Below are 13572 nucleotides of genomic sequence, written 5' to 3'. Positions count from 1 at the left end.
TATTATCCGTGAAAACTAATAATGCTAAATTCATCAAAAATAATAAACTAGCTATAACAATAAAAACCTGCACTTTCCGTAGGACATAACGTAAAGAAAACGTTGACCATTTGCAGGAGATCGGGAATTGCTGAATCACGCATCAATGACGGACGCCATCCTCTCTGCGCTGAAGCATGCCGGGCCGGATAGCGGGCAAGGCATCGCGGTGGTGGAGGAAAGCGGCGAAGAAAAACGAATCTCCCACGCTGAGCTGGCGCAGCAAGCGCTGGCGCTGGCCTCAGGACTCAGAGAACTGGGCGCCGCGCGTGGCGACCTCGTCATCCTGGCCCTGCCCGCCTCCATCGATCACCTGCTGCTGCAAACCGCCTGTGTGCTATTGGGCGCCCTGCCCTGCACCGCGCCGCTGCCAGGCCGATCTCCCGCCGACTCGTCGCGCGGCCAGATTCCGCTAGCCTGCCGCCTGTTTTCCCCGCGCCTGGTCATCGCCAAATCCGCGCAGGCGGAAGCTTTGCGCGCCCTGCTGGCAGACCAGGCCGTCCGCGTCGTTTCCACAGAAGTCGTGGAGCAGGCCGCCGCAGCCGCCAACGCGCTGTCGCCCCTGCGGGTTTCTCCGGATGACGCCCATCATGTACAGCTGACTTCCGGCTCCACCGGCTGCCCCAAGGCCGTGGTGCTGAGCCACCGCAACGTGATCGACAATGTGCGCGGCATAGGCGGCGCGGTTGGCTATGATCCGGCCCGCGGCGACGCCTCCGCCTCCTGGCTGCCGCTGTATCACGACATGGGCTTGATCACCCTGTTGTCCAATCTGTACTACCAGGCGCCGCTGCTGTTGATGCAGCCCCCCGGCTTCATCCGCAATCCGCTGGGCTGGCTCAAGCGCATCGCCGCCTTCGGCGCTACCACCACGGCCACGCCCACCTTCGGCCTGCAATACTGCGTGCGCCGCTACCGCGCCGCGTCCATGCAGGGCGTGGACCTCTCCCGGCTGCGCAATATCTTCATCGGCGCGGAGCGCGTCGACCTGGCCTGTTTACAGGAATTCTCCCGCGTGTTCGAGCCGCACGGTCTGTCCCGTTCCGCCTTGCAACCATGCTACGGCATGGCGGAATCCACCTTGGCCGCCACCATGCACGACGCGACGATAGGCTACGACCGCGACGCTTTCTCTTATCTGATAGCGGACCGCATAGACTCCGACGCCCTGACCAATTTCTCCATCGCCCGACCGGCCGACGAACACGCCCGCGCCGCGGAAACGGTGCTGGCCATGGGCAAGCCGATACCGGGCATGGCAGTGCGCGTCGCCAGCGCCGAGGGCATGGAACTCAAGGCGCGCCAGGTCGGCGAAATCCAGCTGCGCGGCAGCTCGCTGATGTCGGGCTATCTGCCGGCCGACGGCCAGCATGAGGCCTACCATCCCGGCGAATGGTTCGCCACCGGCGACCTGGGCTATCAGGCCGACGGCCAGCTATTCGTGCTGGGCCGGCAGAAGGAAATCATCATCATCCGCGGCAGCAACTACTTCCCGCATGAGGTAGAAGACGCGCTGGCCGCCCACCCGCTGCTGGCCGGCGGCAGCGCCATCGCCGCCACCGGCATCTACGACGAAACCCAGGGCACGGAAAACCTGATCGTGATGATCGAGTTCGAGCGCGAAGAAGAGCAGGCGAATCTGCGCGCAGAGCTGCAGGCCCTGCTGCGCGAGCGTTTCGGCTTCGGCGCCCACGCCATCGCCTTCGTCGCCAACGGCAGCCTGCCGCGCACCACCAGCGGCAAGCTGCAAAGACTGAAATGTCGGGGCCTCTACATCGAACAAGCCCTGCGCAACGTCGACGCGGAAGCCGCGACGGCCTGATTCGGGCCTCGCCCCTCTCCTAATGAACTGACGGAAGCTCCATGCACACTCTTTCCGCCCTCGCGGACGGCGCCCCCGCGCCCGCCGCGCAAGCCCCCGGCTTGCCCGAACTCGCCATCTCTCCGGTGCTGCACCGCCTGAGCGGCTACGGCCAAGCGCCGGCCGGCCTCGCCGCCATGCTGGCCCGCTCCGCCGCGCGCCTGCTCGATTCGGACATGCTGATCCGGCAAACCGAACAGCCCTTCGCCGAGCCCGAGGCCAGCACCCACGCGCCGGTGCCGCTGGAGCACCGCGAACACGCGCTCAGCGAAAGCATATTGGAGCAAATCCGCGCGGATGGCCTGGCGCCGCACTACAAGCCCTTCATGCGCACCTTCGCCCGCATCCTGTTTTCGCTGTTCCTGACGCCGGACCAGTACGAGCGCGCCTGCGCCTGCATAGACAGCGGCAACAATCTGCGTTTCCTGATGAGCGACGCCGGCGGCCCGACCCTGGGCAGCTGGCGCACCGTGGCCCAGCCGGAAGGCGACGGCTTCAAGCTGCGCATAGACAAAGTATGGGGCATGTACGCCCAATTGGACGGCATGGCCATCATCGCCGCGCGCACGCCGGGCAGCTTCTTCCCGTCCGCCTTCCTGGTCTGGCCGGAACAGTACGCCGCGCTGCAGCGCAGCCTGTGCGGCGACAGCTTCCTGGACGGCGTGGTGCAGCTGGGCAATGTGCGCGGCGAAGCCACCGTGGCCGCCGCGGACAAGCTGAAGGCCGGCGGCCCGGCCGCGCTGAACAAATACCTGACCACGGTGCGCCCCTTCCTGGTGCGCGCGCTGATGGCCCACGTCGAATGGCTATGCGGCCAGGGCCGGCTGCGGCTGGGCGCGGACGAGCGCGCCGCGCGCGATTTCATCGCCGAAGCCGCCCGCATCAAGACCCAGACCGGCACCTATGCCAGCGAGGACGTGCACAAGGTGCTGGCCTTGAAATTCGCCTCCAACGAACTCTTGCTACATCTGGTGGCCAGCGGCGCGGTCGCCGGCTACGCCGACCAGCGCGACCTGTTGGCCTTCACCAAGATGGAAGGCAGCTCCTACCGCTGCTACCACGAGCTGCGCGCCGCCGCGCGGCTGGCTCAACCCTGATTCCCCACCCTCTCAACAAGGAGAAGCACCATGTCCGAAACCCTGAACACCCTGGAAACCCTGCGCAAGGAAACCGCCAAGATCCTCAACGTGGAAAGCGTGGATGCCGAAGTCGGCCTGGGCGAACTGGGCATCGATTCGCTGAACGTCGTCGAACTCATCGTTTTCTGCGAACAGCTGTACGGCTCCATCGACCCGGAACAGCTGAACATCACCCAGTACACCACGCTGGCCCAGCTGGACGCCCAGCTGCAAGAGCAACAGCAAACCGCCTGATCCGGCGATGCCGACACCGGGGAACGCCATGACCGAACCGCGCACGCCGCCGGCCTTCCAAGCCGCCGTCATCGCCTACCGCCAGACGGCCACGCCGTTTGTCGCGGCCGGGGCGTCCCTGGCCGAGGCCTCGGCCGAACTGGGCCGCCTGCTCGGCGCCGAGGCCGCCCGCCACGCGGCGGACGCCCGCGTCGACGACTACATCGTGTCGTCCACCGTGCTGTCACCCTTGCTGGCCGACGACACAGAGGAAGCCGGCCTGTTCCGGCAAGCCATAGCCGAACGTTGCGGCCGCGCGCCGGACTGGCTGACCAACGGCTACGAATGCACGGGCTGGGGCTACATCCTGCGCCATGTCCAAGAGAAGGCCAGGCTCAGCGGTCCGCGCCGCCTGCTGCTGCAGATCGCCGACGTGGACATCCACAACTTCGCCTTCTGGCGGCTGACCAGCCGCTGGGGACGCTCCGGCTTCGGCGTCGCCACCCTGCTGCTGGACATCCAGCCGGATGGCGGCGACGAGTCCCTGCTGTTGGGCGCGGCGCCGCAGGCCCACGCGCTGACCATGATGGGACGCGCGCTGCGCCAGTTCGCCGCGCCGCGCCCGGAAGTGCCGGTGGCGCTGCCGCTGTTTCCGGAAGCGACGCGCGGCGCGCTGTTCAAGAGCTTTGATGGCGCGGCCGCCCACGCCGACCACTACCCGCGCTTCGGCCACGCCTTCGGCAGCGACCCCTGGCTGTCGCTGCTGGCGGAAATCGAGGCCGGCGCCGACTACGCCGGGGGCCGCTGCGTGCTGGCCTCGCTGGCGCTGAATGGTTATTTCGCCATCGCGGAACTGGCCTTCGCGCCGGATCTGCGCCATGCGCTGGAGGCCGCATGAATCCGCCATCCCCGCTGGCTCTGCGCCTGAGCCGCAACCCGGACCACGGCCGCGCCCACCCCTGCGCCAGCGTCAATCTGCCCTTGCTGGAGACGCTGGACTACGCGCGGCGCGAGGCGCATGCCCTGGACAACGCCGCGCCGGCGCTGCTCAACCACAAGCAGTACTACGCGCTGCTGGAGCGGCTGGTCCGCCAGGCCTGGGCCGCGCTGGGCGAGGACTGCCGCGTCTTCGTGCAGCTGCGGCAGCCGGCCAAAGACCTGTCCCTGCCGGCCGCGCTGTTCGACCCGCGCGTGCTCTTGGGCGCCTGCCTATGGCGCGAAGCCCTGTGGCGCGCGGAAAGCGACCCGGCGCCGGTGGCCTGGATCGCCGCCGAACGCCTGCGCCGCGACTTGCTGGACCGCGGCGACAACATCGTGCGCCTCGCCTGCTGGCGGGCCGGAGAAGCGGCCTCGGCCGAGGCGCTGCTGCCTGCCTTGGCGTCCATGGCACCGCAAACGACAGACTGGGCCGAACCCGGCCTGGACGCAACGCGATAAAGGAATCGATATGCAAGCCACGCTAGAACCGAGCCAGGACGCGGCCCAGCCTTACAAATGGAAGGTCGAGCTGGACGCCTTCATGTCGGAAAGCTACGACTTCGCCGACGACAGCCTGAACGCCATCTACCAAAAGGCCAAGGCCAACCAGTGGGACGTCAATGTCGACCTGGACTGGAGCCAGGAGTTAAACGCCGACAACCCGCTGGGCATGCCGGACGGCACGCTGCTGATCTACGGCACCGACGTCTGGAACAAGCTGGACGCCAAGGGCCGCGCCGAGGTGCGCCACCACTCCCAGGGCTGGACCCTGTCGCAGGTGCTGCACGGCGAGCAGGCCGCGCTGATCTGCGCCTCCAAGCTGGCCGTGGCCGAGGAAAGCCTATCGGCGCGGCTGTGCGCCGCCGGCCAGATCATGGACGAGGCCCGCCACATCGAGGCCTTCGGCCGCCTGGTCAACGACAAGCTGCCCATCAGCTACCCGATGAGCCAATCGCTGAAGAGCCTCTTGGGCGACACCATCAGCAGCAAGGAACTGGACATCACCAATCTGGGCATGCAGGTGCTGGTGGAAGGCATCGCGCTGTCGCTGTTCCAGAGCATCGTCGCCTACAGCCAGGACCCCTTCATCCGCGACATGGTCACCCGCATCCAGCGCGACGAAGCCCGCCACTTCGCCATCGGCCGCATCACGCTGTGCCGCGTCTACCAGGAAATGAGCGCGACGGAACGCAAGGAGCGCGAGGAGTTCGTGGCCGAAGGCGCGCACACCCTGCACGAACACCTGTGCGCCGACGACATCTGGGAGCCCATGGGCCTGTCCAAGAAGGAATGCGCCCACCTGGTGCGCAACTCGCCGGTCACCAGCTCCATGCGCCGCTCCATCTTCCGCCGCCTGGTGCCCACCATACGCGAGATGGGCCTGCTCAGCCCGCGCGTGCAGAAGGTATTCGAACAACTGCAGGTGATGGACTACGCCGCCATGCCGCTGCCGGCCTGATTCGCCAGACGAGGAAACCCCGCATGACCCGCAACGCAAGCCCAGCGGCCGCCCCGGCCTGGATAGGCATAGAAGCCGCCGCCTACCACTTTCCCGGCGAGCTGCAGGACATCGAAGCCTGCGCCGCCCAGCACAACTGGCAGGACACCCGCGTCCAGGCCATTCTCCGCTCCGGCTGCCGCCACTTCCACGCCGCGCCGGACATCGGCGAAGTCGAACTGGCCGAGCGCGCCCTGGCGCGGCTGTTCGACGAAACCGGCCTGCGCCCGGACGAAGTCGGCGCGCTGATCCACGTGCACACCCAGCTGTTCAGCGTGCCGGCCGCGCCGCGCAGCCTGCCGCTGGAGCTGGTCTCGCGCTTCGGCCTGCGCCCGCTCTGGGCCGGCTCCGTCAACCAGCTGAACTGCTCGTCCAACGCCGCCGCCATCCAGCTGGTGCAGGCGCTGATGGCCAGCCATCCGGGGCTGCGCCGCGCCGTCATCGTCTCCGTCGACCGCGTCTACGGCGAGCGCTTCCGCCTGCGCCAGATGTCCGGCGTGCAAAGCGACGGCGCCGCCTGCCTGCTGGTGGAACGCGAAAGCCGCCGCAACCGCATCGGCGCGCTGGCCCTGCGCAACTATGGCAAATGGCACCAGGGATCGGACACCAATGCCGCGGTGGAGCGCGAAATGATCAATCTGGAATGGCATTACACCCGCAAGGTGATGCAGCAGGCGGTGGCCGACAGCGGCGTGGCGCTGGCCGATTACGGCTGCGTATTGCCGCACAACTCGGACCACAAAGGCTGGATCTCCATCTGCAAGGCCATGGGCATTCCGCTGGAAATCCTGCGCGCCGACAACATCCTGCAAAAAGGCCACGCCTGCTGTTCCGACCTGGCCGTCAACCTGGCCGACATCGGCCTGGCTCAAGTGGACGCCGGCCGCCACCTGATCAGCGTGACCCAGTCCAATAGCGGCGCCTTCTCCGCCCTCACCCTGCACCCGGTGGCCAGCCATGACGCAAACTGACGCCCTTTCCATCCCGCTGCCGCCAGACGAGCAGGCCCTGCAATGGCTGTGGGACGTCAAGACGCCCGGCTACGTGTTCGACCCGTCTATCGTCCTGGCGCGCTACCGCAAGCTGCGCGAGCTGCTGGACAGCCGGCTGATCGTCTCGCTGAAGGCCAATTCCAATCTGGAGCTGCTGATACGCTGCGGCCATGGCTTCGTCGACGGCGTGGAGCTGGCCAGCCTGGGCGAACTGGACCTGGCCGTCGGCCGCATCTCGTCGACCAAGTACGTCAACAACCCCTCGATGGACGAGACCTTCATGCGCGCCGCCCTGGCTTCGCGCTGCGTCTTCATCATCGACAGCCTGGGCCAGGCCGAACGATTGATTGCCGTGCTGGGCAAGCAACCCGCGCCGCAGACCATCTTGCGGCTGAACGCGGCCGAGCTGATGCCGGGCCGCCGCAAGGAGGCGGCCGACCACTTCGGCATGAGCCCGCAGGAAGCCATGCTGGCGGCGGCGGCGCTGAGCCGCGCCGATGTGCCGGTCATCGGCCTGCACAGCTTCGTCGGCTCGCACCAGTTCCGCGTGGACGAGCGCGGCGGCGACTCGGCCGACCTCGCCCACGCGCTGGCCGCCCTGGCCGGCGACATCGAGCGCGTCGCCGGCGCGCCCATCGCCATGCTCAACTGCGGCGGCGGCTTCGGCGAACGCTTCCACGAGGACGAGTCCGTCTTCGCCGCCTACCGCGAGCGGCTGGCTCCGCTGCGCCAGCGCTTCCAGCTGGCGCACGAATCCGGCCGCGCCATCTTCGCCGGCGCCGGCCTGTTCGCCACCCGCGTGCGCGCGGTGAAGACCCTGGGCGGCCAGACCATAGCCGTGTGCGACGGCGGCCTCAGCCACAACTTCCTGCTGGCGCGCACCGAGTCCGCCATCAAGAAATACGCCGCGCCGCGCCTGCTGCGCCGCCAGCCGGCGCCCGAAGGCGCGGCCGTCCAGCCCGTGCGCTTTGTGGGCAGCACCTGCAGCCGCGCCGACGTCATAGGCTGGCAGCCCGATCCGCAGGCCGCGCCCGCCGTCGGCGACCTGGTGATTTTCGACCAATGCGGCGCCTATCACCCCAGCTACAGCGTCAGCGGCTTCCTGTCGCTGGGCGCGGCCGGCGCCTACATCCACCAGACCGGAGAAACCGCATGAACCGCGCCCGCATCAGCCTTTACCATCTGCTGCGGCTGAGCGCCGAGCGCCACGGCGAACGCCCGGCCTTCGCCCAGGGCGAGACGCGCGCCAGCTACGCCCAGTTGCTGGCCGACGTCCGCCGCCACGCCGCGCGGCTGGCCGCCGCCGACATCCAGCCCGGCGACCGCGTCGCCGTCTACGCCGGCAAGCAATACGACACCGTGGCCATGATGCTGGCCGTCAACGCGCGCGGCGCCATCCTGGTGCCGGTCAACCCGCAATTGAAGCCTGCCCAGCTGCGCCACATCCTGGCCGACAGCGGCGCGCGGCTCCTGGTCAGCACCGGCGCGCGGCTGGCGCGGCTGGCCGAGGCGCTGGACGGACTGGCGCTGCAATGCTGGAAACTGGAGGCCCTGCCCGACGCCATGCTGGACGCGGCGGAGCCGGAAGCCACCGACAACGACCCGGCCGCCATCCTCTATACCTCCGGCTCCACCGGCCGCCCCAAGGGCGTGGTGCTGTCGCAGCGCAATCTGGTGTCCGGCGCCGACAGCGTGTCGGCCTACCTGGGTCTGGCCGAGGACGACGTGATCCTGGGCATCCTGCCGCTGAGCTTCGACGCCGGCTTCAGTCAGTTGACTACCGCGCTGGCCAGCGCCGCCTGCTACGCGCCGCTGGATTTCCTGCAGCCCAAGGAAGTGCCGGCCTTCTGCGAGCGCCACGGCGTCACCGCCATCACCGGCGTGCCGCCGCTGTGGATGCAGCTGATGGCCGCCCACTGGCCTGCCGCAACCGGCGCGCGCGTCCGCCGCTTCGCCAATACCGGCGGCCACATGCCCGGCCCGCTGCTGGACAAGCTGCGTCTGGCCTTCCCCCAGGCCCAGCCCTATCTGATGTACGGCCTGACCGAAGCCTTCCGCTCCACTTATCTGCAACCGGAAGACGCCGCCGCCCGCCCCGGCTCCATCGGCAAGGCGGTGCCCAACGCCGACATCCGCGTGCTGCGGCCGGACGGCGCGGAATGCGCGCCGGGCGAGCCGGGCGAGCTGGTGCACCGCGGCGCCTTCGTCACCCTGGGCTACTGGAACGATCCGGAGCTGACCGCCCACCGCTTCCGGCCATGGCAAGGCCCGCACGGCCAGATTCCGCGCCAGGAGGCGGCGGTGTGGTCCGGCGACATCGTCTACCGCGACGAGGAAGGCTATTTGTACTTCGTGGCGCGCGGCGACGACATGATCAAGACCTCCGGCTACCGCGTCAGCCCCACCGAAGTGGAGGAAATTCTGTTCGCGCTGCCCGGCGTGCATGAAGCGGCCGCTTACGGCGTGCCTCACCCCATGCTGGGCGAAGCCATCGCGGTCAGCCTGCACGGCGCCGACGGCGTGGCCGAGGCCGAGCTGCTCGCCTTGTGCCGCGAGCGGCTGCCCAGCTATATGGTGCCGCAGCGCCTGTCCTTCCACGCCGAGCCGCTGCCGCGCAACCCCAACGGCAAGATAGACCGCAAACAGCTGAAACAGCAGTTCGCCGGCCTGTTCGCCGACTCCCCCACCCATACTGGATAACGCCATGCTCTGCATACGCGCCATCGCCTCCGCCTTGCCGGAGCGCGCCGACTTCCACGGCGTCCAGGCCGCCGAACGCAACTTCGGCTACGGCCACCTGCTGTTCCCGTCCGCCGTCCACGCCTTGCCGCGCGGCAAGGGCAAGCTGGACGAAGAAGAAACCCTGCGCTTGACGCCAAGCGCGCCGGTCTCGCTGCCGGTGGCCGAGGCCAGGCTCAGCCACGCCGACCTCGCCCTGCAGGCCGTGGACGCCTTGCGCCGGCAAGTCGCCGCCGAGGAGCTGGCCGCCGTCACCCACATCGTCGTCGCCAACGCCTCGCTGAACCAGCGCATCAACGAATCCCTGTCCGGCCGCGTCCAGCACGCGCTGGGCCTGGACGACGCGCTGCCCTTCGCCGTCGGCCAGTCCGGCACCGCCGGCGTCTACAACGCGCTGACCTTGATCGAGGCGCTGTGCGCCCAGGGCGGCCGCGTGCTGCTGGTGGCCGCCGACAAATGGCTCTATCCCTTCTTCCGCGCCTGGGGCGACCTGGTGGCCTACGGCGACGGCGGGGCGGCCATGCTGCTGGATGGCGGCGGCGAAGGCGGCGTCGGCCGCATCCTGTCCCACGCCGTCCACTACGGCGAAGCGATCGCCAGCCCCTGGGAACAGGCGCCGTCGGCCTTGGCAGAACGGCTGCTGCCGCAGGCCGTGCAAGCGGCCAGCGACGCGCTGGAGCAGGCCCGCATGCGCGCGTCCGACATCGACTGGCTGCTGCCCGCCGGTTTCGGCGCGGACTTCGCCGCCCGCGTGGCCGACGAGCTGGGCATCGCGCCCGCCCGCCGCATGGCGCGCGGCGGCTGCCATCTGTCCAACGCCGATCCGCTGCTAGCCTTGCTCGAATTGCGCGCCGCGCTGCGGCCCGGCGAACAGGCCGCCGCCCTGCTATGGGACGCCGCCCTGTGCGGCCTGTCCGGCGCCATGGTGGCGCAGATTTCCGCCGCGGCCTGAGCCGCGGCCCCATCCTCATCACGGAAACCGAATATGTCCGCTTACAAAGTCAGCTTGCGCGAGCTTCGCTTCTTCCTGTGGGAACAAAACCGGGCTGAAGGGCAGTTCCTGTCGCGCCCGCCCTTCAACGACAAGGACCGCGCCTACTACGACGGCCTGCTGGAGCGGGCGCGCGAGTTCGCGCTGGAGCTGGGCCGCGCCTACCAGGCATCGGACCGCCAGGAGTGCCGGCTGCTGGACAACGGCGAAGTCGCCATCCCCCAGGAATTCCACGCGCTATGGCAACGCTACAAGGCGGAATGGGTGCCGGTGCTGGGCAATAGCGGCGACATCCATCGCCCCGCCCTGCCACCCATTCTGCGCCAGGCCATCCAGGAAATGTTCATGGGCGCCAATCCGGCCTTCATGACCTACGGCGGCTTCAACCTGCCGGCGATCAAGCTGTTCCGCCTGCACGGCACGCCGGAGCAGAAGGCCACCTATCTGGACAAGCTGCAGCGCCACGAGTGGGACGCCTGCTTCTGCGCCACCGAGTCCCAGGCCGGCAGCGACCTGACCGCGGTGAAGACCCTGGCCGAGCCGCTGGAGCAGGAAGGCGTGTACGCGGTGACCGGCGAGAAAGTGTTCATCTCCGCCGGCATGCATGAGCTGACCGACAACACCGTCTACTTCGTGCTGGGCCGTCTCGGCAACGCCGCTGGCGGCTCCTACTCCCTGTCCTGCCTACTGGTGCCGCGCTATTGGCCCAATCCGGAAACCGGCGAGTTGGAGGATAACTTCGTCGAGTGCGCCGAGCTGCCGGTCAAGATGGGGCTGAAAGGCTGCGCCAACACCCGGCTGGTATTCGGCCGCAAGGGCGTCACCCGCGGCGTGCTGCTGGGCGGCCGCAAGAACGCCGGCCTGCTGCAGCTGATCCCGTTGATGAACCAGGCGCGCATCAGCACGGCCGTGATCGGCCTGGGCCTGGCCTCCTCTGCCTATCTGCACTCGGTGGCGTTCGCCGGCAAGCGCCGCCAGGGCCGCGCCATCGAGCGCACCTCGGACGCCGCCGCGCCTAGCCTGCCGATAGCCGAGCACGGCGACGTGCAGCGCATGCTGCTGGACATGAAGGCGCGCGTCGAAGGCTGCCGCGGCCTCTTGGGCAAGCTCACCGCCGCCTCCACCGAGGCCTTCGCGCTGGAGGCCGAGGCCGCGCCGGACGAGATGAAGATAGAAAAGCAACGCAAGCTGGTGCAGCTGCTGACTCCGGTGTGCAAGGCCTTCGTCTCCGACCAATCCTGGAAAATCTGCGAATTGGCCATCCAGATTCACGGCGGCATAGGCTACACCGACGCCTACCCGGTGGAGCAGAACGCGCGCGACGTGAAGATCCTGTCCATCTGGGAAGGCACCAACTACATCCAGGCGCAAGACCTGGTGCGCGACAAGCTGGGCTTCGGCCGCAACTCGCGCCTGATCAAGTATCTGCGCGAGGAGCTGGACGCCTTCCTGGCCGGCGGCAGCGTAGACCCCTCGCTCGCCCAGCTGCCCTTGCAGCTGGACGCGGCCATGCGTTCGGTGGAGCAGGCGCTGGCCCGCATAGGCGAGGCGGTGCGCGACGGCCTGATGCAAGAAAGCAGCCAGTTCTACACCCGCTTCCTGGAAATGCTGGGCTACACCGTCTGCGGCTGGAGCCTGCTGGAAGGCGCCGCGCTGGCCGCCCAGGCGCTGGCCCGCGAGCAGAGCGACGCCGAGGCCGCCTTCTATCGCGGCAAGCTGAAAACCGCCCGCTACTTCTTCGCCAACCTGCTGCCCACGGTGCGCATGCACGAGCAGGCCATCCTGGGCCTGGCCGACGCCGCCGTAGCCATTTCCCTGGACGAACTCGCGCAGGAGGACAGCCATGACGCAAACCGTCTCCGCTCCGCCGTCTGAAGCCGCGCCGCAATCCTTGTTCGGCGGCTCCCGCACGCTGTACCGCGGCACGGATATCGACGGCGCCACCATAGAGCCCAACGAGGGCCTGTGGGTGCGCGGCAGCAATCTGAACGAGCTGATCGGCCATATCGACTTCGCCAGCGCGCTGTGGCGCGTGTGGCTCGGCGGCACGCCGGCCCCCGCCGTCGCCCAGGCGGTGGACGCCGCGCTGGACGCCGTGGCCGAGTCCATGCCCGGACAGCCCTGCCTGGCCGCGGTGCGGGCGGTGGCCGCCAGCGGCGCCGGCATGGTGCAGGCCGCGGCCTGCGGTTTCCTGGCCGATCTGTCGGCGCTGGAGCGCGTCGCCCGCGCCGAGGCCGCCGCGCGCGGCCTGCCGGACGGCGACGACTTCATCCAGGGCCTGGTCGGCATCGCCGCCGCGCCGGCCATGCTGGCGGCGGCGATGGGCCAGGGCGACGCGATCGTCGGCGGCGCCAGCCACGCCGAGCGCGCGCTGGCGGCCATGGGCTCGGCCCGGCGCGACACAGCCGCGCGGCGCGCCGTGGACGCGCTGCTGGTGGCCTGGCACGCCGGCTTTGGCTACATCACGCCCACCGTGCTGGTGCCGCGCACCGCCATCGGCACCGGCGTCACCCTGCCGCAGGCCCTGGCGGCCGGCTTCATGGCCAGCGGCCCCAAGCATGTGGGCGCGGCCGAGGAGGCGCTGGCCTGGCTGAAAAGCATAGGGCCGGACGCAAGCGACGAGGCAGTCTTCGCCGCCGTGGACCTGGCGCTGGATTCGCCCGGCCAGCTGCTATTCGGCTTCGGCCATCCGCTGTTCGTCGAAGACCCGCGCCCGCCGCACATCCGCGCGCTGTTCGCCGAATGGGGCTTTGAAGGCCCCCATATCCGGCTGTTCGACCTGGCCTGCCGCCGCGCCCTGGAGCGCAAGGGCCTACGGCCCAATATCGACTTCATCACCGCCGCCGCCCTGCTGGACCTGGGCGTGAGCGAACCGCGCTGGGGCGTGGGCCTGGGCCTGTGCGCCCGCGTCGCCGCCATGGTGGCGCACGCGATAGAACGGCGCGACCGGCCCGCCTTCGGCGTCAGCAGCAAGGCCGCGCGCAAGCTCTTGGCCACCGTGCCCGTCGGCTGGCTGTGAGCGCGGCCAAAGAAACGCCTGCTGCCGCGTTGCGCCTCCTTGCCGTGCGAATTGCACTGTCCGCGTCGGCGCGCCTGGCCTCAGCCGTTGCTTTAGCCGCTCA

The 13572-nt window shown here is 68.9% G+C and carries 12 protein-coding genes; all 12 read left to right on the top strand.

Annotated features, from left to right (window positions below):
• Positions 1-145 precede the first annotated feature (145 nt).
• The 12 genes from FYK34_RS04095 to FYK34_RS04040 are packed head-to-tail and all read left to right on the top strand — an operon-like array spanning position 146 to position 13469.
• Positions 146-1861, top strand: coding sequence for an AMP-binding protein (locus tag FYK34_RS04095; protein WP_149299756.1), 1716 nt, complete (start codon positions 146-148; stop codon positions 1859-1861).
• Positions 1862-1902: 41 nt separating this feature from the next.
• Positions 1903-2997 carry a hypothetical protein gene (locus FYK34_RS04090; protein ID WP_149295181.1) on the top strand — a complete coding sequence of 365 codons (1095 nt, stop codon included), beginning with the start codon at positions 1903-1905 and terminating at the stop codon, positions 2995-2997.
• A gap of 30 nt (positions 2998-3027) precedes the next feature.
• Entirely contained in the window at positions 3028-3273 is a 246-nt protein-coding gene (locus tag FYK34_RS04085; protein WP_149295180.1) for an acyl carrier protein, read from the top strand.
• Between the two features lie 28 nt (positions 3274-3301).
• A complete protein-coding gene (locus FYK34_RS20680) occupies positions 3302-4150 on the top strand; it encodes a hypothetical protein (protein WP_196782612.1) in 849 nt (282 codons plus the stop codon).
• Complete coding sequence (locus tag FYK34_RS04075; protein WP_149295179.1) at positions 4147-4689, top strand: hypothetical protein; 543 nt, start codon at positions 4147-4149, stop codon at positions 4687-4689. The genes FYK34_RS20680 and FYK34_RS04075 overlap by 4 nt, the downstream gene beginning before the upstream one ends.
• A gap of 10 nt (positions 4690-4699) precedes the next feature.
• Entirely contained in the window at positions 4700-5689 is a 990-nt protein-coding gene (locus FYK34_RS04070; protein WP_149295178.1) for a ferritin-like domain-containing protein, read from the top strand.
• Between the two features lie 23 nt (positions 5690-5712).
• Positions 5713-6699: a beta-ketoacyl-[acyl-carrier-protein] synthase family protein gene (locus FYK34_RS04065; protein WP_149295177.1), complete on the top strand. Its 987-nt coding sequence runs from the start codon at positions 5713-5715 to the stop codon at positions 6697-6699.
• Complete coding sequence (locus tag FYK34_RS04060; RefSeq protein WP_149295176.1) at positions 6686-7876, top strand: type III PLP-dependent enzyme domain-containing protein; 1191 nt, start codon at positions 6686-6688, stop codon at positions 7874-7876. Before FYK34_RS04065 ends, FYK34_RS04060 begins: the two co-directional genes overlap by 14 nt.
• The gene (locus FYK34_RS04055) at positions 7873-9420 is read left to right on the top strand and encodes an acyl-CoA ligase (AMP-forming), exosortase A system-associated (RefSeq protein WP_149295175.1); all 1548 of its coding nucleotides are present in this window, start codon (positions 7873-7875) and stop codon (positions 9418-9420) included. The genes FYK34_RS04060 and FYK34_RS04055 overlap by 4 nt, the downstream gene beginning before the upstream one ends.
• A gap of 4 nt (positions 9421-9424) precedes the next feature.
• Positions 9425-10411 (top strand): beta-ketoacyl-[acyl-carrier-protein] synthase family protein, encoded by a 987-nt coding sequence (locus FYK34_RS04050; RefSeq protein WP_149295174.1) that lies wholly within the window; start codon positions 9425-9427, stop codon positions 10409-10411.
• A 33-nt stretch (positions 10412-10444) separates the two neighbouring features.
• Positions 10445-12325, top strand: coding sequence for an acyl-CoA dehydrogenase (locus tag FYK34_RS04045; protein WP_149295173.1), 1881 nt, complete (start codon positions 10445-10447; stop codon positions 12323-12325).
• The gene (locus FYK34_RS04040) at positions 12294-13469 is read left to right on the top strand and encodes a citrate/2-methylcitrate synthase (protein ID WP_149295172.1); all 1176 of its coding nucleotides are present in this window, start codon (positions 12294-12296) and stop codon (positions 13467-13469) included. The genes FYK34_RS04045 and FYK34_RS04040 overlap by 32 nt, the downstream gene beginning before the upstream one ends.
• The last annotated feature ends 103 nt before the right edge of the window (positions 13470-13572 follow it).

The organism is Chromobacterium paludis, from assembly GCF_008275125.1.
Lineage (GTDB): Bacteria > Pseudomonadota > Gammaproteobacteria > Burkholderiales > Chromobacteriaceae > Chromobacterium > Chromobacterium paludis.
The sequence above is the reverse complement of the archived record's forward strand: the minus strand, read 5'-3'. Positions and strand labels throughout refer to the sequence as shown.